The organism is uncultured Sneathiella sp., assembly GCF_963973085.1.
Classification (GTDB): domain Bacteria; phylum Pseudomonadota; class Alphaproteobacteria; order Sneathiellales; family Sneathiellaceae; genus Sneathiella.
The window spans coordinates 58,797-84,383 of sequence record NZ_CAXAXA010000002.1 but is presented as its reverse complement, the minus strand read 5'-3'; the positions used below and the strand labels follow the sequence as shown (position 1 = coordinate 84,383).

The 25,587-nt window shown below is 50.7% G+C and carries 25 protein-coding genes; 11 read left to right on the top strand and 14 right to left on the bottom strand.

Annotated features, from left to right (window positions below; all coding sequences use genetic code 11):
* Nucleotides 1–23 precede the first annotated feature (23 nt).
* Nucleotides 24–1,082 (top strand): alcohol dehydrogenase, encoded by a 1,059-nt coding sequence (locus AACZ19_RS04585; RefSeq protein WP_339631582.1) that lies wholly within the window; start codon nt 24–26, stop codon nt 1,080–1,082.
* Nucleotides 1,083–1,143: 61 nt separating this feature from the next.
* Here AACZ19_RS04585 and AACZ19_RS04580 read toward each other — a convergent pair whose 3' ends face one another.
* The 6 genes from AACZ19_RS04580 to AACZ19_RS04555 all read right to left on the bottom strand — a co-directional run bounded on the left by AACZ19_RS04580 (nt 1,144) and on the right by AACZ19_RS04555 (nt 8,499).
* Nucleotides 1,144–2,361 (bottom strand): ABC transporter substrate-binding protein, encoded by a 1,218-nt coding sequence (locus AACZ19_RS04580; protein ID WP_339631580.1) that lies wholly within the window; start codon nt 2,359–2,361, stop codon nt 1,144–1,146.
* A 66-nt stretch (nt 2,362–2,427) separates the two neighbouring features.
* Nucleotides 2,428–3,435, bottom strand: coding sequence for a branched-chain amino acid ABC transporter permease (locus AACZ19_RS04575; protein WP_339631578.1), 1,008 nt, complete (start codon nt 3,433–3,435; stop codon nt 2,428–2,430).
* Between the two features lie 4 nt (nt 3,436–3,439).
* Entirely contained in the window at nt 3,440–4,312 is an 873-nt protein-coding gene (locus tag AACZ19_RS04570) for a branched-chain amino acid ABC transporter permease (protein WP_339631576.1), read from the bottom strand.
* A gap of 10 nt (nt 4,313–4,322) precedes the next feature.
* A complete protein-coding gene (locus tag AACZ19_RS04565; protein WP_339631574.1) occupies nt 4,323–5,036 on the bottom strand; it encodes an ABC transporter ATP-binding protein in 714 nt (237 codons plus the stop codon).
* The gene (locus AACZ19_RS04560; RefSeq protein ID WP_339631572.1) at nt 5,033–5,848 is read right to left on the bottom strand and encodes an ABC transporter ATP-binding protein; all 816 of its coding nucleotides are present in this window, start codon (nt 5,846–5,848) and stop codon (nt 5,033–5,035) included. Before AACZ19_RS04560 ends, AACZ19_RS04565 begins: the two co-directional genes overlap by 4 nt.
* A 302-nt stretch (nt 5,849–6,150) precedes the next feature.
* Entirely contained in the window at nt 6,151–8,499 is a 2,349-nt protein-coding gene (locus tag AACZ19_RS04555) for a methyl-accepting chemotaxis protein (protein WP_339631570.1), read from the bottom strand.
* Nucleotides 8,500–8,719: 220 nt separating this feature from the next.
* Between AACZ19_RS04555 and AACZ19_RS04550 the strand changes: the two genes are divergently transcribed.
* From AACZ19_RS04550 to AACZ19_RS04540, 3 genes are all read left to right on the top strand, one after another.
* Entirely contained in the window at nt 8,720–9,490 is a 771-nt protein-coding gene (locus AACZ19_RS04550; protein WP_339631568.1) for a class II aldolase/adducin family protein, read from the top strand.
* 281 nt (nt 9,491–9,771) lie between these two features.
* The gene (msrA, locus tag AACZ19_RS04545; RefSeq protein ID WP_339631566.1) at nt 9,772–10,371 is read left to right on the top strand and encodes a peptide-methionine (S)-S-oxide reductase MsrA; all 600 of its coding nucleotides are present in this window, start codon (nt 9,772–9,774) and stop codon (nt 10,369–10,371) included.
* Between the two features lie 140 nt (nt 10,372–10,511).
* On the top strand, nt 10,512–11,426 hold the full coding sequence (locus AACZ19_RS04540) for a DMT family transporter (protein WP_339631564.1): 915 nt from the start codon (nt 10,512–10,514) through the stop codon (nt 11,424–11,426).
* A 25-nt stretch (nt 11,427–11,451) separates the two neighbouring features.
* Here the strand turns inward: AACZ19_RS04540 and AACZ19_RS04535 are convergent, their stop codons facing one another.
* Complete coding sequence (locus tag AACZ19_RS04535) at nt 11,452–12,033, bottom strand: HD domain-containing protein (protein WP_339631562.1); 582 nt, start codon at nt 12,031–12,033, stop codon at nt 11,452–11,454.
* 132 nt (nt 12,034–12,165) lie between these two features.
* Between AACZ19_RS04535 and AACZ19_RS04530 the strand changes: the two genes are divergently transcribed.
* Nucleotides 12,166–12,774, top strand: a complete 609-nt coding sequence (locus AACZ19_RS04530) for a 2-hydroxychromene-2-carboxylate isomerase (RefSeq protein WP_339631560.1) — start codon at nt 12,166–12,168, stop codon at nt 12,772–12,774.
* Nucleotides 12,775–12,814: 40 nt separating this feature from the next.
* On the opposite strand, the gene AACZ19_RS04525 is transcribed toward AACZ19_RS04530, so the two are convergent.
* The 5 genes from AACZ19_RS04525 to AACZ19_RS04505 form a co-directional block, all read right to left on the bottom strand.
* Nucleotides 12,815–13,258 (bottom strand): hypothetical protein, encoded by a 444-nt coding sequence (locus AACZ19_RS04525; RefSeq protein ID WP_339631558.1) that lies wholly within the window; start codon nt 13,256–13,258, stop codon nt 12,815–12,817.
* Nucleotides 13,259–13,346: 88 nt separating this feature from the next.
* Nucleotides 13,347–14,573 carry an NADH:flavin oxidoreductase/NADH oxidase family protein gene (locus tag AACZ19_RS04520; protein WP_339631556.1) on the bottom strand — a complete coding sequence of 409 codons (1,227 nt, stop codon included), beginning with the start codon at nt 14,571–14,573 and terminating at the stop codon, nt 13,347–13,349.
* An 85-nt stretch (nt 14,574–14,658) separates the two neighbouring features.
* Nucleotides 14,659–15,498 carry a pirin family protein gene (locus AACZ19_RS04515; protein WP_339631554.1) on the bottom strand — a complete coding sequence of 280 codons (840 nt, stop codon included), beginning with the start codon at nt 15,496–15,498 and terminating at the stop codon, nt 14,659–14,661.
* An 81-nt stretch (nt 15,499–15,579) separates the two neighbouring features.
* Complete coding sequence (locus AACZ19_RS04510) at nt 15,580–16,338, bottom strand: SDR family oxidoreductase (protein WP_339631552.1); 759 nt, start codon at nt 16,336–16,338, stop codon at nt 15,580–15,582.
* A 26-nt stretch (nt 16,339–16,364) separates the two neighbouring features.
* Nucleotides 16,365–17,732 (bottom strand): MFS transporter, encoded by a 1,368-nt coding sequence (locus tag AACZ19_RS04505; protein ID WP_339631550.1) that lies wholly within the window; start codon nt 17,730–17,732, stop codon nt 16,365–16,367.
* A gap of 249 nt (nt 17,733–17,981) precedes the next feature.
* Here AACZ19_RS04505 and AACZ19_RS04500 point away from each other — a divergent pair, with 249 nt between their 5' ends.
* From AACZ19_RS04500 to bmt, 6 genes are all read left to right on the top strand, one after another.
* On the top strand, nt 17,982–19,199 hold the full coding sequence (locus AACZ19_RS04500) for a multidrug effflux MFS transporter (protein ID WP_339631548.1): 1,218 nt from the start codon (nt 17,982–17,984) through the stop codon (nt 19,197–19,199).
* Nucleotides 19,200–19,205: 6 nt separating this feature from the next.
* Nucleotides 19,206–20,462, top strand: a complete 1,257-nt coding sequence (locus AACZ19_RS04495) for an MFS transporter (protein ID WP_339631546.1) — start codon at nt 19,206–19,208, stop codon at nt 20,460–20,462.
* A gap of 90 nt (nt 20,463–20,552) precedes the next feature.
* Nucleotides 20,553–21,740, top strand: coding sequence for an aminotransferase class V-fold PLP-dependent enzyme (locus tag AACZ19_RS04490; protein WP_339631544.1), 1,188 nt, complete (start codon nt 20,553–20,555; stop codon nt 21,738–21,740).
* 75 nt (nt 21,741–21,815) lie between these two features.
* Nucleotides 21,816–22,280 (top strand): isoprenylcysteine carboxylmethyltransferase family protein, encoded by a 465-nt coding sequence (locus tag AACZ19_RS04485; RefSeq protein WP_339631542.1) that lies wholly within the window; start codon nt 21,816–21,818, stop codon nt 22,278–22,280.
* Between the two features lie 53 nt (nt 22,281–22,333).
* Nucleotides 22,334–22,744: a DUF4389 domain-containing protein gene (locus AACZ19_RS04480; RefSeq protein ID WP_339631540.1), complete on the top strand. Its 411-nt coding sequence runs from the start codon at nt 22,334–22,336 to the stop codon at nt 22,742–22,744.
* 137 nt (nt 22,745–22,881) lie between these two features.
* A complete protein-coding gene (gene bmt, locus AACZ19_RS04475) occupies nt 22,882–23,916 on the top strand; it encodes a betaine--homocysteine S-methyltransferase (RefSeq protein ID WP_339631538.1) in 1,035 nt (344 codons plus the stop codon).
* Between the two features lie 12 nt (nt 23,917–23,928).
* Here the strand turns inward: bmt and AACZ19_RS04470 are convergent, their stop codons facing one another.
* The gene (locus tag AACZ19_RS04470; protein ID WP_339631536.1) at nt 23,929–24,561 is read right to left on the bottom strand and encodes a glutathione S-transferase family protein; all 633 of its coding nucleotides are present in this window, start codon (nt 24,559–24,561) and stop codon (nt 23,929–23,931) included.
* 144 nt (nt 24,562–24,705) lie between these two features.
* Nucleotides 24,706–25,557 (bottom strand): MBL fold metallo-hydrolase, encoded by an 852-nt coding sequence (locus AACZ19_RS04465; protein WP_339631534.1) that lies wholly within the window; start codon nt 25,555–25,557, stop codon nt 24,706–24,708.
* Nucleotides 25,558–25,587: the final 30 nt, after the last annotated feature.

Here is a 25,587-nt window from a genome sequence, read left to right as displayed (position 1 = left end):
ATAACAATAAGGGAGGAATACTGATGCATTGCCAGCAAATCATCCAGTTTGGAGAGCCTTTACAGGCACGTGATTATCCAACGCCGGAACCCACAGGAACCCAGGTTTTATTGAAGGTCTCCGCCTGCGGCGTCTGCCATAGTGATCTTCATATCTGGGAGGGATTCTTCGATCTCGGCGGCGGGCAGAAAATGGATCTCTTGCAACGCATGAAACTCCCCTTCACGCTAGGCCATGAAGTTGTCGGCGTCGTCGCCGCCCTCGGCCCAGATGCGAAAGGAGTTGAAGTCGGTGACAAACGGATTGTTTTCCCCTGGATTGGCTGTGGGAGCTGCAATGTATGCAAGGCGGGGGATGAGCTTCTCTGCATGGCCCCGCAAACGGTTGGCACCCGATATAACGGCGGATATGCAGATGAGGTTGTCGCGCCGCATCCAAAATATCTCATCCCTTATGACGGCGTTCCCACCGAACTTGCCTGTACCTATGCCTGCTCCGGCTTGACCGCTTACAGCGCATTAAAAAAACTCTCTCATCTAAGCGAGGACGACCATCTGGTTATTATCGGGGCAGGCGGCGTTGGACTGTCAGCAGTTCATTTCGCCTCCAGCGTCGTCAAGGCGAAAATAATTGTAGCGGATATTGATGATACAAAACGCGCTATCGCCCGTCAGTCCGGCGCGCATGAAACCATCGATAACAGTGACCCCGATGCGGCGCTCGCCAAACTTCAGGAGATTACAAACGGCGGAGCGGCGGGTGCTATCGATTTTGTCGGCGCCCCCGCTACGGCACTCTTTGGCTTCAATGGCTTGAGAAAAGGCGGCCATATGGTCACCGTTGGTCTGTTTGGCGATTCAATGCCACTTTCAATCGCCATGCTCCCCCTCATGACGCGAACGATACAGGGCTCCTACGTTGGCTCCCTTGAAGAAATGCATGAGATGATGGCACTCGTGCGGGCGGGAAAAGTGGCCCCGATCCCCTACGAAGTCCGGCCATTGGACGACGCAAATAGTGCCCTGACAGACCTACAAGAAGGTAAAATAAGAGGGCGGGTCGTTCTCAGTCCAAACAAATAGTCATAGAAAAAGGGCAGAGAATCTAATCCTCTGCCCTTTCTTATTCAGGTTAGGTATCTGCTTAGTTTACAGAGACAACCTCGCCCAGCGATTTAAGTTTCTCGCCGTCAAACTCAGCCGGCATCATCGCTTCAATCGGGAAGAAGTCAGTCGGGCTGGTCTTGATTTTGATGCCTGGCAGCAGCATATCAAGCTCCAGATCCAGATTGGCGGCTTCTTTCATGATATTCTCACGCGTCAGATTATCACCAGCCTGCTTCAACACCTGCTCCATTGTCTGACCGACCAGATATCCATAAGCAGTAAAGGCACTAGTCTTGTCGCCATCCGGATAGTACTCATCCATGAATTTCGACCATTTCTGGTATGCTTCTGTCTCGAAGTTCGCCGGATCGGTGACATCCATGTAATACATCAAGGAAATGATACCCTTGGAATTATCAAGCCCGGCTGGCTTGTAAACGGAACCAATAGAGTTGGAAACAGAGTTATTCAGGAAAACAGCATCCCAGTTCAACTCACGGAATTTCTTAATGGCCTGCGCCGCAAATTTTGGCGTTGTAACGTTAAAAAAGACATTCGCGCCGCTATCTTTGAGCTTGATCATCTGTGAGTTGATCGTCGGGTCCGTCACTTCATAGCTTTCTTCAGCAACGATAATAGAATCGGCCTTATCGCCCAAGAACTCTCTCAAACCATGGACATAATCTTTACCATAGTCGTCATTCTGATAAAGAATGGCTACTTTCGGATCCGTCACATTTTCAAGAATATAGGCCCCAAACAATTTACCTTCTGTCTGGTAGCTCGGCTGCCAGCCCATTGTCCAAGGGAAGTTCTCAGGATCACCCCATTTTGTCGCACCGGTCGCGACGAACAGCTGCGGGATCTCTTTCTGGTTCATATAATTGTGAATTGCCGAGTTAGTCGGCGTTCCCAGGCTTTCAAAAATGAGCAAGACTTCATCCTGCTCCACAAGCTTGCGGATCTGCTCCTTCGTTTTTGGCGGGCTATAGCCATCATCCAGCGAAATAAATTCGATCTTCCGACCGTTGACGCCGCCATTTTCCTTATTGATCTTATCGAAATAAGCGGCTGTAGATTTACCGATCTGGCCATAGGCAGCAGCTGGGCCACTGTAAGGCATGGTATTGCCAATTTTAATGGACTCATCGGTCACGCCCGGTCCATACATTTTGTCGGCAAACGCCGTGCTTGCGACCATTCCCATTGCGGCAATGGCGGCAAGCCCAAATGTTAGTTTTCTCCCGTTATACATTAGTTCCTCCTGTTATTAGTTATCATATCAATGATACGAGTTTTCTTCACGTATTCAACTGATCGTTTAAAACAACTTCTTTACTCGCATTTTCAGCACATTTACCAAACCGGCAAATCCTGAGGGCATCACATATATGACAAGTATAAGAATAACGCCAAAAATGGCATAGGAAAGGCCTGTCGAGATTTCCTCTGCATAATTTGGAACTGACAATATGAAAAACCCTCCGAAAACTGCACCCCAAATAGATCCCGTTCCGCCCACTACCATGCCGATGAACAACAAGATAGAGAGTTGGAAGGTGAAACTATCCGGAGCAACAAACTCAATTACAATCGCAGCCAATGCACCAGCTATACCCGTGTAAAATGCACTGACACCAAAGGTAAGGGATTTATAAAGAGACGCATTGACGCCCATGGATCTTGCCGCAATGGGATTGTCCCGAATTGCCATCATGGCACGCCCTGTACGGCTGTTGATCAGATTCCAGGCTATCCAGAACATGAACAACATGACAACGAATGCGATCATGTACCACCACTGGTCCATCGTAAGACCAAAATTTTCAGCCACAAACGCCGGAACCTTCGGCCGGAAAATATCCAGACCCTGAACACCGCCAGTCAGGCCTTCCAGATGGGATGATTTCAAAATCTGGGGGACGGAAACACCAAGCGCGAAAGTCGCAAGCGCAAGATACAGACCTTCCAGCCTGAGGGCGGGTAACCCGAAAAGGAAGCCCGCAACAAAGCAGACAATACCGCCGAACGGAATTGTCACATATACCGGCCAATCCAGATGATAAACGAGTATTGCCGCTGTATACGCCCCAACCGCGTAAAAGGCGCTATGGCCAAGCGAGAACTGTCCGTTGAAGCCTGTCAAAAGATTGAGGCCCAAAATCGCGATCGCATAAATCATGATCAACGTGCCCTGGAAGGTCGCATAGCCTTCAAGGAAAAAGGGCAAGACAGCGCCGATGATTATAAAGAAAGCCACCCATTTGAAGGGAATTTTCGCGCCGACTGTCAGTCTTGGATCTACACGCGTTTCTACATCCGTTGCCATACCGCTACACCCTGGTCACAATGGTTTTGCCGAATAATCCATTCGGCTTGAACAACAGCACCGTAACGATCAGCACAAGCGCGACCGTCAGTTTCAATTCACTGCCAATTGCCGGAATGTATGTCCCGGCCAAATTCTCGATGATGCCGACAAGGAAGCCGCCGGCGACAGCGCCTCCCGGGCTTGATATCCCTCCGACAATTGCAGCTGCAAACCCATAGAGTAGGATACCCAGCATCATGTTCGGTTCCAGAAAGACAATCGGCGCAATCATCATACCGGCTACCGCGCCAATCGCTGCGGCCAAGCCCCAGCCCAGAGCCAGCATCCAGCCGACCCGAATACCTACGAGCCCGGCAGATGCTGGATTTGCAGCCGCAGCCTGCATAGCCATTCCAACACGGGTGAAACGGAAAAAGCAGAAAATCGCCAAAAGCAGGAACAATGTCACAAAGAACATGCCAACTTCATGCAGCCCAATCAGGCCACTGAACGATCCCTCAGGAAAAGGCGACGGGAAGGTCTTGATATTATGATCCCAAATTGCACCAGCCGTACTGTTGAATATGGCGACGAGACCAATAAACACAACAATGTGGCTGAGGACCGGCGCGCTATGGAGCGGCTTGAAGATAATCCGCTCAATCGCGAGCCCGCCAATGAAGGAAATAATGATTGTCGCGAAAAAAGCCACCCAATAAGGCAGGCCGCCCGCGATCATTGCCCAGCAAATATAGGTGCTGAACATCGCCATTTCGCCCTGTGCAAAATTAAAATGGTCGATTGCTTGATAAATCATGACAACCGCGAGAGCCAGGCAAGCATAAATTGCACCGTTCGCGATACCTGTCAGTATTTGTTGCAGAAAAAGATCCATGGAAGTTTTCCTAATACCCTAAGTAGGACCGGCGAACGGTCTCGTTTTCGATAATGGATTGTGATGTGCCGGAAATGACAATGTTTCCCGTCTCCAGCAAGTAGGCATGATCCGCCAGTTCCAACGCGAGAGCCGCATTCTGCTCAACTAGCAACATGCTTACGCCTTCTTCAGCGTTGATCCGCTTCAAGATATCAAACAATTCCTGAACAATGAGCGGTGCAAGGCCAAAGGATGGCTCATCCAACAGAAGTAATATCGGCCGCAACATCAATGCCCGGCCGACAGCCAGCATCTGAGCTTCACCACCACTCAAGGTGCCGGCTTGCTGATTTCGACGTTGTTTGAGAATGGGAAAATAGTTGTAAACCCGTTCTATATCTTCTGCGATGCCAGCTTTATCGTTACGGCTGTAAGCACCAAGGCGCAGGTTATCTTCTGCCGACATTCTGACAAAAGTGCCCCGCCCTTCAGGTACATGTGCAACTCCTTTGCGCGTAATATCCGCCGTACTCAGCGAAATCAATTCCGTTCCGTTGAGATTAATCTGTCCTTTGCGGGTAACCATTCCACTGATGGCACGCAACGTCGTCGTTTTACCTGCACCGTTCGCACCGAGAATCGTGGTCACCCCTCCCTTCTCCAGACTGAAATCCAGCCCATGCAAAGCTTTGGTCGGGCCATAGGATGCTTCAAGCCCTTTTACTTCAAGTAAATGACTCATTTTTTGCCCGTCCCCAAGTACGCTTCAATAACATCAGGATGCTGCTGGATGGCAGAAGGCGGGCCTTCTGCCAGCTTACGGCCAAAGCTGAGCGCAACGACCTTCTCCGAGACTTCCATCACCAGCCCCATATGATGTTCCACCAACAGGACCGTTGTACCGAACTCATCGCGAATCCGTCGTATTGTATTGACCAGCAAGGATAATTCATTGTGATTGAGGCCGCCTGCCGGCTCATCCATCAACAGCAGTTTAGGGTTGCTCAATAATGCACGAGCAATTTCAAGGCGTTTTTGGACCCCGAACGGGAGATCACCAATGCGTTGCAATGCCGTGTTTTCAAGCTCCATAAAGCGGAGAACTTCGAGAGCCTGGTGCCGCAGCTCCTTCTCTTCTCTCTTGATCCAGGGCAAATGGAGCGCATTGCTTAAATAGTCTGACTTCCCCTTTGAATGACCGCCAATCATAATGTTGTCCAGAACGGTCAGATTGGTAAAGAGGGCCAGATTTTGGAACGTCCGTCCAAGACCAATTGAGCTCATCTTGTGCACAGGGCTTTTTAGGATGGATTTCCCGCGAAACAGGATATCGCCTCCATTGACGTCATAAAGTCGACTGATACAATTGAACAAGGTGGTCTTTCCGGCTCCGTTCGGACCAATGAGTCCGACGATTTGCCCGGAAGGTATATCGAAGGATACGCCATCCAATGCGACGATCCCGCCGAAATGAACGCTGACATCCTTGACACTAAGCAATGTGTCTGTCGCCTGAACGTCCGCAGACGCTATACTATCAGTATTTTTGTTCACTCATAACTAATGGCTGCACAAGCTCCCAGATGCATCTTCAATCTCATTTTGAATACGCTTCCAGACGCCTAAGCGTCCACCTCCCAGTTAAAACGTTATTCTTTATTTTTGTAGTCAGACTGTGACTCAATATTTTCAATTTGGCTAGCAAAAAAATATATTGTTTCTAGAGGGTAAGGAAAGATTTTAGTATTTAGTATATTAGAAAACTATCTATAAGGGTGTTTTTGCGGGAATAAAAAGGCGGCGCATAATTCGGCAGATTTTACCGAATGGCGCCGCCTTTTATGCGCAACGAAAACTTAGCTGGCGCGAATTTGCGACAGGAAATTCTCTACTTCCCGATCAAGGTCAGAAACTTCTTTTGCCATTTCATTTGAGACTTCTTGCACCTGAAGCGCTGTTTTCCCGGTGGATTCTGCGGCATCTCTGACGGAACTGATATTCTGAGATACTTCCTGCGATCCTTCTGCGGCCTGTTGAACACTCCGGCTTATCTCGCCGGTAGCCGCCCCCTGCTCTTCTACTGCAGCAGAAATTGATGTTGCTATCTCGTTGATTTTGCTAATCGTGGTTGTAATGCCGCCAATTGCTCCAACAGCATTTCCGGTTTCTTCCTGAACGGCTCTGATCTGCTCAGTGATTTCTTCCGTCGCTTTAGCCGTCTGGGCCGCGAGGTTCTTTACTTCACTCGCGACGACGGCGAAACCCTTACCCGCGTCTCCGGCGCGGGCCGCTTCAATTGTGGCATTCAATGCCAGCAAGTTGGTTTGACCCGCTATATCATTGATAAGACCCACAACATCACCAATCTTAGCGGCGGCTTCATTCAGGGACGTGACCATTATATTCGTCCGTTCGGCCTCGGATACGGCGTCACCAGCGATATTCGCTGCCTGATTAACCTGTCGGCTAATCTCATTGATGGACGAGGTCAGCTCCTCGGTTGCCGCCGCCACGGAGTTCACGCTGGACGTAGCGAGGTCGGAAGCAGATGCAACCGTTGCAGATCGCTGCGTCGTATCTTCCGCCGAACTTGTCATCGATACTGACATTCCGTTCATTTCAGCCGTCGCAGCAGCGAATTTCTCGACCATATGCTTTACACTGCCCTCAAAGGTATCAGCAAGTTGATTTCTTTCTCTGTTTTTTGTTTCTGTGGCTTCACGCTCAACACGTTCACGGTCTTCCTGTGCGGATTTTTCAGCCTGACGCTGCGCTTCTTCCTGCTTTGCCTTTTCTTCTTCGCGTATTTTACGCTGTTCATCAGCTTCCAGTCGCGCTTCATTCGCTTCCCGCGCAGTATCGCGAAACCCGACCAGAGCATGCCCGAGACGAGCAATTTCATCTGAACCGTCACGATATATGCTTGACGTCAGATCCCCTTCAGAAAGCCGTTGCGCCGACGCCACCAAAAGCATCATGCGGCGGATGATATTACGCCGGACATAGAGCCAGCCGATAGCTATTGTCACGATTAACGAAACTACTGCGCAGACAATCAACGCCATCTTCGTGTTATTGGAAAGTGCTTCGCTTTTCTCGGCTGCGATGCCAAGAGATTCCTGCACTTCTTGAGTGAAAGTATTTACATTCTTTACAAGAATCCCGGCGAGAAACCGGCTTTCGCTTACAATACCCTGAGCGGCGGCCGCAGCCTCAAGCTCCTGAATGCGAGTTTTAAAAATATTCACCGAACTATCTGTGTTACCCTCTACACCCATGGCGAGGAAATCATTGAAAAGTTCAGACAATTCCTTTGTGCGAGCTTTGGATGTCTCACTTTCGATCGCGGAAAGCGGTGTTCCCATAGATGAAATTGAAGAGAGAAACACTGCTTCCAAGTCTGTGACAGAATCAACATCATTTGCCTGCAAGCCTTCAGTCAGAAGACTCAGCATCTGATATCCACTGCTCTTGAAAGTGAAAACTTCTTCCTGAAAGCGCAAAACATTAGAAGGCCCTGAAGAAAGCTCTGACGTATCATACTCCGGTCTTACGCCTGTAAGCGCCTGGTCTACCGAATTTGAAAGGATTTCTTTCCATTGTTCCGAGTTTTCGATGACTTGTATGCGCAACGGAAGTAAAAACGTGTTCAATCCAGTATCCAATATGTCGCGTGCTACGGAAAGCCGCGGCGCGGTCGAATTTAACATATTTGCATATTCAATACGCATTTGAACCTGCTCGTTCAAACGCTCCAGGTTCTTCTGGATATTGGTAAGGCCGACGTCAATTTTCTGAAGCGATTCATTTCCAACCATATACTGCTGTAATATTTTCAGCTGTTCGCTCGTTTTACTGGCGGCATTGGTGATCCCTTTGTAGCTTTGATTTCTCTCCGCTTCACTCTTAGCATTACTTAGTTGCGGAGCCGCAGCTATAAAAGCCGTAATTTCGTTCGCAAGCTTCAAAGCAAGAGTGATCGCCGGAACCTTCTGATCGATCAGTTCTTTTTTAGATGATGTAAGTGTTCCCAGGCTGACCCAGCTCACAATCGATATCGCCACGGTTAATGCTGCCACTACCGAAAATGATGCGATAAGTCTCGGTCCAATTCCAAATTTCGAAAAAGAAGCCTCACCCTTTTCTTTTACAGCCTTGTTTTTTCTAACGAAATACTTCGTAAATTTTTTCATCTTCTGGTACATCAGCCTGCATAGCCCCTCAATAATTGTAATGGCCTTGCCATAGTTACCGTAAAAATATTAACGATGAGTTATACTAGGCTATTCAGAAAGAGCTTTTCCCTAGGCAGTAAAATTCCGCTAAACTGATTTAAGAAAAATAATACCAGTGCATTCGTTTTAGCGCAGTTTTTCGATTCCCCGCACTCGAACTCTTGCCAAAAATCACTAACAGGAGATCAAGATGAGCTTAACAACACTAAAAGAACCGTCATCACATGAACAATACAGCGAGACAGAGTGGCAAGTCCGGGTCGATTTGGCCGCCGCCTATCGCCTCGTCGCACTCTATGGCTGGGACGATCTTATTTTCACTCACATCTCTGCCCGGCTTCCGGGAGAAGACAACCATTTCCTCATTAATCCCTATGGCATGATGTTCGAAGAAATTACAGCGTCCTCTCTTGTCAAAGTCGATATGAACGGGGAAATTGTCGGGGAAAGTGAGTATAAGGTGAACCCGGCTGGCTTTACAATTCACTCGGCTGTCCATGAAGTCCGCCACGATGCGGCATGTGTCATACATTTGCACACTGCTGCTGGCACGGCCGTTGCCACTCAGGAAGAGGGGCTTATGCCCCTCAATCAAACGGCTTTGGTAATCCGTGAACAGCTTGCCTATCATGAGTATGAAGGCATTGCCCTCAATCATGAGGAGCGTCCACGCCTGCAAAAGGATCTAGGGGGTAAAAAGCTGATGCTGCTCTGGAACCACGGCACCCTTGCGCTTGGAGAGACCGTTGCCGACGCTTTCTTGGGAATGTATTTTCTCGAGCGCGCCTGCGAAATGCAGGTTGCCAGCCTGGCAGGCGGCGAGAAGCTTCACTATCCTTCCGATGCGGTAATGCAGGTAACAGCAGGTCAAGGTGAAAATGGTCTCACTGCTGTATCGGGAATGGCGTGGAAAGCTCTCTTGCGAAAGCTGGACCGACAGCTGCCCGGATACGCCGACTGAAAATATTGCTGCCCCTACAAAGAAAAACATAAGTCTGGAAGATCGGTTAGCTCGGCGGCAACAGAATGAGAGTTGCACCGTTGATCGGCGGCGTCTGAACGAGAATGCGTTAAAATTCCTTCACGGTGTGAGACAACTGACGATGTTGTGATATCAACTTTCCGCGAGTGGCATTGGTATTCACGTAGATAGTCGCTAGTTTTCAGACATGATGAAAGCAGTGAAACGGAGAATTCCGGATGCGCAGATACATAAAAACCTTAGTTTTTTCTTGCATGGCAATGACCATATTGGGTTTTGGTCTCCTAGGATATTCGTCCCGGGCCGTTGCCGCGGAGGAAACGGCAATTTTGGCAGGTGGTTGCTTCTGGTGCGTTGAGTCCGATTATGATCATGTGCCCGGCGTCATTTCCACAACATCCGGCTATATCGGCGGTGAGACCCCAAACCCTACCTATAAAGCCGTCTCCGCGGGCGGAACGGGAAATATAGAAGCCGTTAAGATTGTCTTTGATCCCGACAAGACATCCTATTCAAACATTCTTGACGTTTTCTGGCGGAGTGTTGATCCAACCGATGATGGCGGACAATTTTGTGATCGGGGGGAAAGTTACAAAACGGCAATTTTCGCAACTACCGATGCTCAAAAGGAAACCGCGCAATCTTCAAAGGCCGCGCTCAATGAGTCAGGCGTCTTGAAAAAGCCGATCGTCACCGAAATTCGCGACGCGTCCAAATTCTATCCGGCGGAGGAATATCATCAGGATTATTACAACAAAAATCCAATTCGATATAAATTCTATCGCTTTTCCTGTGGTCGCGATGCCAAGATCGTTGAATTATGGGGAGACCAAGCACATCAGGGCATTCTCGATCACTAATCGCAATTGCTAGCAGGAGAGGTCGCTTGTAATTAAAGTAGCATAAAAGCGATAGGCGAATTAGAATGCCCCTCATATAGTTTCGATTGGAACCATTCTTATTTCCAATCGACCAAATAATAACAAGAAAAGATTCGCCCATGCCCCTCCCTGCGGCGCTTCAAAACAGTAAAACCCTTCAAGGTATTGCCTGGATGGTGCTGTCGAGCATCCTTTTCGTTGGCATGACCGGTATTATCCGGCATCTGGGATCCGGGCTGCCCGCTGTTGAGGCGGCCTTCATCCGTTATTTCCTTGGATCACTTATGATCCTTCCCATGGTCATCCGGCACTGGCCGGGCAGGCTGAGTAAACGCGAAACAGGCTTTTACACATTACGGGGGATTGTACATGCAGGCGGTGTTATTCTCTGGTTTTATGCCATGGCTCGTATTCCAATCGCGGAAGTGACGGCGATCGGATATGTCGCCCCTATTTTCGTTACCATCGGCGCAGCCCTGTTTTTGGGGGAGAGACTTCAGTTTCGCAGGATTGGCGGGGTAATCTGCGGCTTTATCGGTGCATTGATTATTCTCCGGCCCGGATTTCAGGAAATAAATCTGGGTCAGATGGCACAGCTTTGTGCTGCACCGCTTTTTGCCATTTCCTTCATTCTTGCCAAAAAACTGACGGAAACACAAGATTCCTCGGTAATTGTTGGCATGTTAACGATAGCTTGCACAATCGCCTTATTGCCGGGTGCCATATTTCAATGGCGAAACCCGACGCTGGAAGAATTGCTGTGGCTTACCCTCGCCGCTGTCATTGCAACAGCTGCACATTATACATTAACCCGGGCTTTCCAGGCAGCGCCGATAACTGTCACTCAGCCTCTCGGCTTCCTGCAATTAATCTGGGCGGCTATTCTGGGTGTGCTCGCATTCGGCGAACCTCTCGATCCTTATGTCATGATAGGCGGGGCAGTGATTATCGGCGCGGCTACCTATATTTCCCATCGGGAGCTACAGGTCAGTCGTCAGCAACAGACCCCCACGGCGATTGCCACCAAGGTATAGCGCCCCCTATGTCAAGCAGATCTCGTTATTCCATTACATAAATAGACTGTTTTGGCGCCGCCATGACCCGGCGAACCATAGGCTCAAAAAACGAAAGCGGTGCTGACTTGAAGTCTTTATCAAAGGCCGCCTGATCATAGGCCTCACAGAAATGCGCACAGTCCTCGAAATGATCATGGCCCCGGAACTTCTCACGCATGTCCCGGTCAAGCCCAATATGATGGAAGAAATAATACCCCTGAAAAATACCATGATTTTCAAGAACCCAATGCAGCTTTTCAGAAACGAATGGCTTGAGTATTGCTGCTCCGATATCTGCATGATTAAAACTACCAAGGGTGTCCCCTATATCGTGGAGAAGTGCCGCAACGACGTATTCCTCGTCCTGTCCATCTTTATGCGCAAGGGTTGCCGATTGCAGTGAGTGTTCCAGCCGGTCTACGGGAAACCCTCCAAAATCGCCTTCCAGCAATTTGAGGTGTGCCAGCACACGGTCCGGCAACTCTGCAGAGTAAGCCTTGAAACTTTTTGAGATTATTTTGTAATCTGCGGCCGTGCCTTCTGTCATCTGGCTGAAGGCCGCTCTTCCATCGGACATGTCATTCATCTTGCTGTTTCCCGTGTGCTATTGTTATTGTTTGTTTAAAATTAATCTGAAACCGCGCCTGTCTGTCTTCGAGACAAGATCCAGATTTTACAATATCATTGACAGAGCAAAAATAAACAAAGGAAAGAAGAAATGACAATGCAAGTGGAGTTTCATTATGATTTCGGCAGCCCAAATTGCTACTTTTCGCATCTTGTCATTCCCGAGATTGAAAAGCGCACAGGCGTTAAATTCACATACTTCCCCATTTTGCTTGGCGGCGTTTTCAAGCTGACCAACAACAAATCTCCGATGGAACAGTTCCGGGAGATTCCGCTCAAAATGGATTATATGCGCCTTGAAACCAAGCGGTTCATCGAAGAGCATAACCTGACAAAATTCAAAATGAACCCCAATTTCCCGGTAAATACCGTGCAGATCATGCGCGGGGCTCTTGCTGCTGAAAAGGAAGGCTGCGTGGATCAATATATTGACACTGTTTTCACGGCCATGTGGGAAGATGGCAAGAAAATGGACGACCCCGCCATTATTCAGGACGTCTTAAACGAGGCCGGCCTCGAGGCGGAAAAAATCATGGCGCGCGCGCAGGATCAGGAGATCAAGGACGCCCTCATCAACAATACGAATTCCTCTGTCGAACGCGGATGTTTCGGGGCACCGATGTTCTTTGTTGGCAATGAAATGTATTTCGGCAAAGACCGGCTGGAAGCCGTCGAGGGGCAAATTATCAAACAGAGCTGACCGACACACCCGGTTTATACTTCCACTAGCAGCCCTTTGACTAAGACGGCGCCTCAGGAACCGCGGCTTTACCCTCTCCGCCAAATCTGGTTGCGAAGAAGCCTATGACAAGTCCGACCAGCGCCCCTTCCAGCACGAACCAAAACGGGGAAGTAAGGGGAAAATCAGGACCGAAGATATCCAGCATCATTTGCGCAAAAGTATCGTAGACAAAGAGCGTCAGCACAAAATTCATCCATCCGCCGACAAGGGGAGCGCGGAACCACCACGGCATGGGAAGGCGAAGCACCGGGTTCCAGGTCAACACACCGAACGCCCCGATGATGGCGCCCAACGTAATGTACCAGAACAGGACACCGAACCTCAGCATGAGGTCGCCTTCGGGCCAGACATAGGGCAGAAGAACAAATGCGATAAGCCCAACGATAAAACCGATAATCTTCCCAACGGCAATACGTGTAATCAAAGACGGTTTGTCAAACATACCTCTTCCCTCATGAATTGGAACATTCAGCTTATCTAATAAATTTAGCGCCGCATTGATAGTGATCAATTTCTGACGATTTTGCTCGTTAGATAATTCGCCCCTCAAGAGCGGAGGCCGTTTTCTCTTCATTCTCCAAATAGTCGGCAATTGCCGTCTCTCCGCTCATATTGCGATCCGGTTCAAGACCATCGGCAATTCGGATGATATTCAAGCAGAACCAGCCAAGCGCAGCCTTTGAGGGCTTGATCTGTTGTTCATAGGCAATCGCCGTGCTGTTCGCCGCCGCCAACAACTGGTTGGGCGCGTCTGTATCCACGCAGAGAGGTCGGCCAATTCCGATAATATCAATATCCCCTTCTTCAAGGGCAGCATCCATGGCATTTCGGCTGCGGAAACCCCCCGTTACCATTAACGGAATACTGGTTGCGTCGCGGATACTTTTTGCATAACCCATGAAATAGGCTTCCCGTGCGACGGTCGTGCTTCGGACTTCATCCGTGCCGCGCGCGCCGATCATCATAGCCGGATTTTCGTAATTCCCTCCAGATATTTCAAGAAGATCGACAGTGTCTTCTTCCAGCCATTTGACAACCTGCAGACAATCTTCATGGCTAAAACCGCCTTTTTGGAAATCCGAAGAATTCAGCTTCACAGAGATTGGATATTCCTTACCAACAGCAGCGCGGATACCCTGCACCGCTTCACGCAGCAAACGCGCCCGGTTTTCAAGGCTTCCACCCCATTTATCCTCACGCTGATTAGCCAAGGGCGAGAGAAACTCGGAAATCAGATATCCATGCGCGCCATGAATCTGCACGCCAGAAAAGCCGGTTTCCTTAGCGATCCTCGCTACATGAATGAACCGCTGGATAACATCCTCCACTTCTTCAGATGTCAGCGCTCGGGGTGCCCCAAACGCGCTGTCGGGTAATGTCATGGAAATTTCTGATGGCGCCACAGGGCGCGGATTCACTCGCCGGGGCGTCTGACGACCGGCATGGCCAATTTGCATGAAAAGTAGCGTATTGTTGACCGTTCCCGCCGTGGCAAAGGCGCGCAACTCTTCCAGTCCACCATTCTGATCAATAACGACATTGCCCGGCCGCTCCAGAAACCGGCGATCAACCTGAACGTTGCCGGTCACAAGAATACCCGCGCCACCCTCCGCCCATTTGCGATAGAGCCTGACATGGCGTTCAGTCGCCCGGTTCATGGAATCCGCCAGCCCCTCCGTCATCGGTGCTTTGGCAATCCGGTTTTTCACGGTTACGCCACAGGGAAGGGTTATCGGCGAGGAAATATCGACGGTCATCGGTTGCTGTCCTTTTCGTCATTCTCAAGGTGACAATTATGCGCGGCAAAATCCTATCGGGCTTTGCCGCGCCAATCAAGCAGGCTTAAAAGTTACCGGTCTGAAAGTCCTGAACAGCCTGCTGAATTTCATCAAAGCTGTTCATCACGAAAGGTCCATACCGCGCAACCGGCTCGCCTATGGGTCGTCCGGCAACCAGAATTGCCCGTCCGCCAGCCTCGCTCGCCAGTCGAACACGATCACCATCAGAGAGGATCGCAAGATGGTGCTGGTCGATGGCCTTGCCACCGACATCGACCGACCCTTCGAAAACATAGGCAAATGCCGTATGACCTTCAGGAATCAAATGCTCATAGCTACCACCGGGTGAAAGCGTTATATCAATATAGGTCGGGTCCGTCGCGACACCTGTAACCGGCCCATCGACGACACCGTCAGGACCGTCAACCTTACCCGCAAGCACACGGACATGCACGCGACCAAGATCCACTTCAGGCACATCTTCCGGATCAATATTCTGATAGCGAGGAGGGCACATTTTGTCCTTCGCCGGCAGGTTTACCCAGAGCTGGAATCCGCTCATACGGCCTTCTTTCTGCTCCGGCATTTCCGAATGCACAATACCGCGACCGGCCGTCATCCACTGGACACTGCCGGGTCCAAGAATTCCTTCCGCGCCCGTAGAATCCTTGTGCCGCATCTGACCCGCGATCATGTATGTCACGGTTTCAAAGCCGCGATGCGGATGAGACGGAAACCCGGCGATATAGTCATCAGGATTTTCCGTGCCGAAGTTATCCAGCAGCAAAAATGGATCCAGCTCTGAAATCTGGCCTGTCCCGATTGACCGACGGAGCTTTACACCGGCCCCATCCGAGGCTTCTGTCGAGAGGATGACACGGGTAACGGTACGTGATTTGGACATAATAAACCCTACTTTCCTTCTCCTTAATATTGGAACGATCGGTTAGATATAGGCATCCATATCCAGATTGTAAGTCCTGCCCTATCCACGTCCGATAAACGGCATCTTGGTCGCCATTATCGTCATGAACTGGACATTCGCCTCAAGACTGAGACTATCCATGTAGAGAACAGCCGACGCCACATTTTCCACATTCATGACAGGTTCCGGCGCCTTTTCAAGATTTGCCTGCGGAACCCCCTTCTTTATAACGGCTGTCATGGGTGTCTCCGCATTTCCGATATCGATTTGCCCGCAGGCAATGTCAAACGCCCGCCCATCGAGTGACAGAGACCTGGTCAGGCCGGTTATCGCGTGCTTGGTCGAGGTATAGGCAATACTATAGGGCCGGGGAACATGCGCGGAAATCGATCCGTTATTGATGATACGCCCGCCCATCGGTCTTTGCTCGCGCATCAACCCGAAGGCGGCACGGGCGCAATAGAACGATCCGTTGAGGTTTGTATTGACAACGTTCTGCCAGGCATCGATCGCCAGTTCATCCGGTGGCACGGGCGGTGCCCCAATCCCGGCATTGTTGAATAGAAGATCGAGCCGCCCGAAAGCAGACCGGATCGCTGCGAACAGGGCATCGACAGCAGCCGGATCACTCACATCCGTTGGCACAACCCGACCGTTTTCCGCATTATTCTCTGCTAGGTCCAGCGTTTCCTGCAACGTCTTGCGGTGACGACCGGCAAGAACCACTTTGTAGCCATTTTTCAGCAGCATCAATGATACTGCACGTCCAATTCCGGCCCCTGCTCCGGTAACAAGAGCGATCTTATCCTTATCAGCCATTTATCATCCCAAATTTTATGTTTTTATTATTTCAACATCGCCCTCATCGCCCGTTTTCGAGCCTGTCCCGCAACCAACCTGCGTTTGCGCGGCGCGGCAAGCCAGACAGACAGTATTGACAAAACTGACATGGCAATAACTACATAAAAGGCCAGATGGTAGTTCCCGCCCTCATCATAAAAATATCCCGTCAACCATGGTCCTACAGCCCCGCCAACAAGAGCCAGCGTACCGAGCGTACCGAAGATGATACCATATCCCCGTCCCTGAAAAAGATCGGCGGGCATGGATCCGAAAACCGTGGCAATCCCATAGCCAAGGCCCCCTTGCAGTATAACCATGGCATACATCATGGTCGCACTCGGTACGTGCTCCATCACCAGCAGTAAAACACAGCTCAGCAAAAATCCTGCGGTGGAAAGAGACCAGACCCATTCACGGCCGATACGATCGGAAAGATTGCCCAGATAAATCTGCCCAATCACGCCGGCAAAGCCGACAAGTCCCAGCGCAGATGCCGCCTCCAATTCGGAAAAACCAATTTCAATTAGGTATTTTGTCTGATGCACTTGCACGGCATACCAAACGTAAAGTGCAGTAGAGCATGCCAACGCCAGCCACCAGAATGTGCCTGTCTTGATTGCCTTACGCAAGGTCCAGTCTGTATTCACCCATTCAACGTCAACGACAGGATCCGCCGCCGTCTGTTGGCCACGAGTCATTTCCTTGTCCGGTGCCGCGTCCCCGTCCGGGTACAGGCCAATATCGGCAGGCTCCTTGCGTTGAAGGAAAAAATTCATCGGCAGCACGATTACCAGCAGCAGTCCGGCCATTAGCCAGCAGGCGTCCCGCCACCCCTCGGCGGAAATGGTTTCCTGTATCAACGGCATCAGAATAATCGACCCGATCCCGACACCCGAGAAAGCAACGCCCACCGCAAGTCCGCGACGACGCTGAAACCAGTTGGGCAGGAACATTGACTGCCCCACGTAGGTGAGAACAATGCCGGTGCCGACCATCAACACACCCAGAGTGAGATAAAAATGCCAGGGCTGCGTCGCATATGTGGAAAGAATAAAGCCGAGACTGACCAAAATCGCCGAAATTGACAAAAGATACCTCGGCGCAACAAACTCAAGAAGCTTGCCTACAACTGGTGCCAGCATTGCCCCGATCGCAAATCCGATTGAAAATGTCGCAGCTGTCGTTGCCCGATCCCAGCCGTATTCATTCAGGATTGCCGGAAAAAGCAAGGAGAAGGAGGTTCGTACATTAACCCCGATTCCCATCGTAATAAAAACAATCGCCACCACGGCCCAGCCATAAAAAAACGGCGTGCGCGCCAGCAAGGCATCCATACCGCTGAGCGGCCTGTTACTTTCTAGTGGGCTCATGCTGTTTCCCTGTTATTTATTTTGTAATGCGGAATCTCTCGCTCAGCATAACAAAATCTTACTCCAGTATTTACCGCGAGCGAAACGGAAATATTTGCTTTTTTGTTTGACGATAAACAACTTGCTCTATCCGGCAGGAATTATACTATAGGGCGGATTAACCAAGCCGTAGGTCCGGGTCGGAAAGGCACCGTAGTTCTTCTGGCTTTATTTCTCAATGTCACCAAAATGCGGGAGCTGAATTGGGCCATGACCTCGTCCTCCACAAAACTCGGGTTTGTAGAACAGGTCGTCCTGCTTGCGATGATGATTTCTATGGTGGCGCTGTCGATAGATGTCATGTTGCCCGCCCTGCTTCCCATCAGTCAGGATCTACAAGCAAACAGCCCGAATGATCGACAATATGTTATATCCGCAGTCTTCCTTGGGCTAGCGGTCGGACAATTATTTTACGGACCGATCTCCGATAGCACAGGCCGCAAACCGGCAATTTACTTTGGCTTTGGACTGTTCCTTGTGGGATGCCTTTTGTCGATCTTCGCGGAGAACTTCACCGTAATGTTGATAGGAAGGTTTTTGCAGGGACTGGGCGTCGCCTCACCCCGCATTGTCTCCCTTGCGCTCATTCGTGATCAGTATGAAGGACGGGAAATGGCGAGATTTGTCTCTCTCGTCATGACGGTTTTCATTCTGGTGCCGATATTGGCCCCCGCTGTCGGACAGGGAATTTTGTTTTTTGCTGAATGGCGAATGATTTTCGTAACGCTTTTTATGTTGGGTTTTGCAACCTTACTTTGGTTCGGTTTGCGGCAGGAAGAAACCTTGGTTCCTGAAAAGCGTGCGCCATTTTCACTCCGCAGGATCTGGCGTGCCGTGAAAGAAGTAATCTATACCCGAGCCGCATTTGGCTTTACGATGGTCGGTGGATTTATTTTCAGCGCTTTTTTGGGGTATCTTACAATGTCCCAGCAAATTTTTCAGGACCAGTACGGTGTCGGCGAGATGTTCGCTGTGTATTTTGGTGTCCTTGCACTGGCCATTGGGGCCGCCTCTTTTGTCAACGCTCGGCTTGTTATGCGTTTCGGGATGCGGCAACTGTCATATATTGCCCTTATTATTCTCACTAGCATATCCTTCCTCTTTCTGGTCTTTACTTATATAACAATTGGCCACCCCCCACTTTGGACACTTGTCAGTTTCTTTATGATTGCCTTTTTCTGCATTGGAATCCTGTTCGGGAATTTCAATGCCATGGCGATGGAGCCTCTCGGTCATATTGCCGGCGTCGCCGCAGCCGTCATTGGTTCCATCACGACTTTCGTTTCCATGGGACTGGGCACGCTGATTGCTCAATTTTATGATGGAACGGTGTTGCCCCTGATTGCCGGGTTTGCCTGTTTGGGAGCCTTGTCTCTCGCCGCGATGATCTGGACCGTGCGGACATCTAAAACACTTCCGGGCTCCTGATCCGGAATGTGGAATTCAATCAAATCCGTCGCTTCTCTCTTGGCAAGCTATGGCCTCCTGATGGTTGCGAATGCCATGTTTGGTACCCTGCTTGGATTGCGTAGCAAGCTTGAAGGCTTTTCGACGGAAGTGACCGGTGTAATTATGGCCGGCTTTTTCATCGGAATGCTGTTGGGCGCATTATACGCGGTCCGGGTGGTCGCCAGTGCCGGGCATATCAGGTCATTCGCGGCCTTCGCTTCCATAATGTCGGTTGCGGTTCTTGCCCATGTCCTGATAATTGATCCTGTCGCATGGTTCACACTGCGCGCGGTCACTGGTTTCTGTATGGCCGGGATGGTCATGATCGTCGAAAGTTGGCTCAATGAGCGGTCCACCAACGCCACCAGGGGGCGCGTTCTCTCGCTCTATATGATAACAAATTACCTTGGGGCTGGCTCCGGCCAGTTCCTTATCACCATTGCAAATCCCGACGGATTCCAGCTTTTCTCCGTTGCATCAATTATCTTTTCCATTGCCTTGGTTCCCATTCTCCTGACCCGTGCTACTGTTCCCCGGCCATCCGCACCGGAGCGCATGAAATTTCGCGATCTTATCAAAATTTCACCGGTAGGGGTCGCCGGTACGTTAATTGCGGGACTGACAAATTCGGCCATCAATAGCATGGGGCCGATTTTTGCCACTTCAATAGGGCTCAGTCTTGGACAGATATCAACTTTTATGGCGAGTATATTGCTCGGCGGCATGTTGCTGCAATTTCCGGTTGGCCGACTGTCTGACCATTTCGACCGACGGACGATCCTGATCAGTTCCGCCCTGGCAACAGCACTGATAAGTGGCGGAATCGTCTGGGCCGCCGCCGGTCATCATGTCATCGCGTTGTTTGCGTTTTGTCTCCTGTATGGCGGATTCTGTTATACGATCTATCCAATGTCATCCGCCCAGGTAAACGACCTTGCAGATCAGAACCGCCTTGTCCAGGTGTCAGCAGGATTATTGCTTGCTTACGGAACGGGTGCGAGCATCGGCCCGATACTGGCGTCGCAGATAATGGGCCGGGTAGGGCCATATGGTTTGTTTTACTATGTCATCGGCTGCACTCTATTTCTCGCCGGTTTCACTATAATTCGTGTATTACAGCGCCCCGCAGGGGACAAAAAAGCAGTATTCCTGCCTCTTGGCAGCCTGGGATCATCTAGTAAACAACTTTACAGTACCGTCGTGAGGGAAAGCCGAAAGCGTGGCACCAAAAAAACTGATTAATATAAGATCCGGGGAAATGCCGTTGCCACCCCGGAAAAAGCGGATAAAGTCTCTATATATGAAAGATCGCAGCATGAGGAAAATATCGTCATGAGTGTCAAGAACGGACGACAATTTTTGAGCATTCCGGGCCCGACAACGGTTCCCGATGAAGTTCTGGCGGCTATGCACCGTCCTGCAATAGATATTCGCAAAGGTGAACTGGTTGATGTGACGGCAGCGATAAAAGATGGCCTTCGCATGATCAGCAAATCAGACGGAACACCATTTATCTACATCGCCAACGGTCATGGCGCATGGGAAGCGGCACTCAGCAATGTACTGAACCGGGGCGACAAGGTCCTTGTGCTTGAAAGCGGGTCCTTTGCCGTTGGCTGGGGCCAGACTGGCGGCACGATGGGTCTTGACGTTGAGATATTACCGGGCAGCTGGCAGAGGGCGGTCAATGTGGATGCCCTGGAGGCAAGGTTGAAAGAAGACAAGAGCGGTGACATCAAAGCCGTGCTGGTTGTCCAGGTCGACACTGCTACAAGTGTTGTAAATGACATATCGGCGATCCGCCGTGCAATCGATAATGTCGGCCATGACGCGTTATTCATGGTCGATACAATTGCCTCTCTCGGCACGATGGATTTCCGCATGGATGAGTGGGGTGTTGATGTAACCGTTACGGCTTGCCAGAAAGGCCTGATGATGTCCCCGGGCATCAGCTTTGTCATCGCCAACAAAAAGGCGCTGGCCCGTCATGAAACGGCAAACCTTCGCACGGCTTATTGGGACTGGACCAGCCGCCTGGGGCCGGAGCACTACCAGAATTATGCAGGCACCCCGCCGGTTCACATGTTGTTCGGCCTTCAAAAAGCATTCGAAATGATCAAAGCGGAAGGGTTGGAGGCAATATTCCTGCGCCATCAACTCCTCGCTGAAGCGACACGCATGGCCGTCAAAAAATGGTCTGAAGGAGGAGAGTTCTCGTTCAATATCCTAAATCCGGCGGAACGTGCAAATTCGGTCACGACTGTCCTCGCTGCCAACGATAAATCTCTCGACGCCGTTCATAAATACTGTAGTGAAAAATGTGGGGTTGTCGTTGGTGTCGGAATCTCGCAACTCTCGGGCAAAGCTCTTCGAATTGCGCATATGGGACACATCAACGCCCCGATGTTGATGGGAACACTCAGCGCGATCGAGATGAGTATGAAAGCTCAGGACATTCCTCATGGTTCCGGTGGCGTCCAAGCCGCCATCGATTACCTTGCAGAGAATGTCCCGCAATAGCTGCTGTTTGTGATGTAGGGCACGGATATGAGGCCTCATTTCTGCTAACATTTTTGGCGTTAAAGGGAGGTTTTCATGTCCAAACCGGATCATGCGGGGGTGAGAATTCCACCGCCCCTTTGTTTCTTTACATTTCTTGCGGTTGGCATTCTTGCGAATTCCGCCTGGGTTGAGGGGCGTCTCGCGGCAAATTACCTGACCATTACAGGCGCTTTAATAGCCGCCGCTTCCTTCGTTTATCTGGTTTTGGCCGCGCAAAAGCACAGATCAGCAGGCTCTAACGTTGAGCCGTGGAAACCGACGACGACGATAATTTCGGACGGCGCCTATAAATACTCCCGCAATCCAATCTATCTTGCCATGGCGGTCTTTTACGTCGGTGCGGCGATAGCGGCGGGAAGCTGGCTAGCGCTCCTGCTGCTGCCCGCCTGCCTTTACATCATTCGCCATTACGTCATTGCCCGCGAAGAGGCCTACCTTGAAGATAAGTTCGGCAGTGAATATCTAGACTATAAGAAGAAGGTCCGGCGCTGGCTTTGATATATTTCGCGTCGGCATTTAGCTGAACTTCAATAAAGTAAAGGGCGCAACGGATGACGGACGATGTTAAAACCCATGTTAAATCGAAATCAACCTGGACACGGCTGATTTACCTGATCCTGTACGGGATTATCTACCGGGTTGCGGAAATTGTACTTCTTGTGATTACAATCGTGCAATTTTTGAAATCTCTTTTAACCGGCTCTCCGTTTACCCGCCTGCAGTCTTTCGGCGGCGCATTGGCGGAATACAACAAACAACTGGTTGCCTTTCTCTCCTACCAGAGTGATGAGCGGCCATTTCCGGTCGGACCGTGGCCACCGGAACCGGAAGTCGAAAAATCGGATGAGGTCATTATTGTCGCAGAGAAAGCCGACGAAACCACCGCTCCGAAGAAAACAACTACCACCCGCACAAAAAAGACGGATGATCCGAAAAAAGACTCTGGCCCGGAAACAAGCTGATATTTCTGTGTGTAATAACGAAGTTGAGCTTCACCGTGTGATAGACGCGGAACGTAAGCACGGCGGAGCTTTTGCATTGCCAATAATGCCGGCCTATGTCATGACGAAAATACTGAAAATCAATACGGTGTGTCGGCATGACCAATAAACTTGAACAGCTCCTCAATGAAAAACCGTTTCTTCTTGCAGATGGAGCCGTAGGGACCAACCTTTTCGCCGCCGGACTTCAATCAGGCGACGCACCGGAGCTTTGGAACATTGACGCACCGGAGAAAATTCACGCGCTTCACCGTGGCTTTGTAGACGCTGGCTCGGACATCATCCTGACAAACAGCTTTGGTGGAACAAGCTATCGGCTTAAGCTTCACAATGCACAGGATCGTGTCCATGAACTGAACCTTGCCGCCGCTAAAATTGCCCGCTCCGAGGCTGACCGCACAGATCACACTGTGATCGTCGCGGGGTCCATGGGACCGACCGGCGAACTCATGGAGCCGATGGGAACTCTGACCCATGAAGGGGCAGTTGCCGCCTTCAAGGCGCAGGCTGAAGCCCTCATTGAAGGAGGCGTAGACGTTCTGTGGATTGAGACCATGTCGTCGAAGGAGGAAGTCGCCGCCGCTGTCGATGCCGTTCGGGCAACCGGATATCCTTTTGTCTGCACCATGTCGTTCGATACGAACCGACGGACGATGATGGGTATAAAGCCCTCGGAATATACGGAGTTCTGCCACGAGCTTCCTGTGCGCCCCATTGGTTGGGGCGCGAACTGCGGTGTTGGGGCGGGAGAAATGCTTGAAACCGTGCTGGGTCTCAAATCAACCGCAGCAGCGGAAGATATTATTGTCGCGAAGGCCAATTGTGGCATTCCTGAATTCAAGGATGGTGCCCTCACCTATAGCGGCACATTGGAGGTCATGGCCGAGTATGCCCGTCTCGCCGCAGATGCAGGCGCCCGCATTATTGGCGGTTGCTGTGGCACCAGTCATGCCCACCTTAAGGCGATGGCAGACGCCCTTGATGGATATGCGCCAAAACCAAACTTGGGCCTGCCAGAGATTGAGGCGCATTTCGGGCCGGTCTGGCAAACCGAAATACCGGCTGGTGCTACGCATGGCGCCTCAGGGGGAAGTGAAGGCGGCCGCCGCAGCGGCCGTCGTCGCAGGAATTAGATCACGCGTGCGTTAGGCGCTCGCACTTGGTCTCGCGGATACAGCGGCATACCAGCGCTTCAGATTGTCCAGCCCTTCCGGCATTTCGATTTTCGCCATGCCGGTTGCAAAGTCGACAACGACCAGCGCTCCGACATCTGCGGCTGAAAAAGTGTCGCCCACGACGAAGTCATGCCCCGCCAATTGCTCATTCAGGTCCTCGAAAAAATAGACAACACGCTGCCGTCCGCGTTCTGCAAGTGCCGGAATCTGTTCCACATCGCGCGGACCCGTAATCGCACGTCCGGCAAGACGGGGGGCTGAATTCCGAAGCGCTTCCGCCACGGCCATAAACCCATTGACATTAATATTGTGGCACCAGTCATTTATCTGTGCCCGCTCAGTAGGATTTCTGCCAAACAAAGGCGGTTCGGGGCAAATTTCCTCGATATAGCGATTCATCGCGTCGATGGACGAGATCCGTGTGCCGTCATCCAGCTCCAATACCGGAACCGTACAGTTCGGATTAATCTGCTTGAAGGCGTCCGTCAACTGCTCGCCCTCGCGCATATTGACCATGACTTTTTCTACTTCAAGACCCTTTTCCGCCAGAAATATTCTGACCCGGCGCGGGCTTGGCGGGCCAACACAATCATATAGCTTCATTTTCTTTTTCCTATCCAGTTTTGCGCCCCGGATCAGTTTTCTCCGTTTTACGGTAATTCTGCGAACTAACAGTTGCAGCCGATCACAGTAGTAGATTTCTCATTCTCAAGAAACACTGGCGCCGACCGGAAACAACATTAGCTATTACGTTTTCAGCCAGTAGTCTCCATTTTCCCGCGTCTTGAGATGTCCTGCGGTCGGTCCGGCAAAATGCGTGCCGATAATAAGCGTATCCGAGTCACTATATTTTTTTAGAAAACCTTCGCGGGTAACACGGGCCGCATCCGCATCGGCATCGGCGGAACTCGACCATTCCGGATGGGCGATCTGACAGGGATGGTGCATACTATCACCCGTGATCACGGCCTCTTCTCCATTGGATCTGATCTGGACACAGACATGCCCGGGCGTATGTCCGGGGGAAGGGAACAGGCTTATCCCGTCACAAATCTGATGTTCCATTGAGACGAAGTCGGCAAGCCCCGCATCAACGATAGGCGCCACAGAATCGCCGATTACATCGCCGAACTCGTCCTGTGACGCAGAACTCCAGTGAGCCCACTCTTTCTCGCCTATAAGATATCGCGCGTTTGGAAATGTCGGCACCCACTCACCATCCACAAGCATTGTGTTCCAGCCAACATGATCGACATGCAAATGTGTACATAAAACAGTATCGATACTTTCACGTGGATAGCCTGCGGCCTCGATATCCGCCAGAAAGCTGGTTTGCAGCATATTCCAGGCCGGGATTTCACGTTTCTTATCGTTGCCGAGGCAGGTATCGACAATAATTCGGCGCTCTCCCGTGTCGATGATCAGCGCATGAATGCTCATGATCAACTTCCCCTCTTTCGAGGCGAAATGCGGGATAAGCCAGTCAATAGGCTGTATTGCCTCCGGGGTTGCCTGTGGCAGGATAAACCGTGTCCCGCCCATTGCCTCCACCTCAACGACCTGGGTGATTTTAATATTCCCGATCTGCCACCTGTTCATCCGCTCTCCCTCCATTATTATTATTTTCTG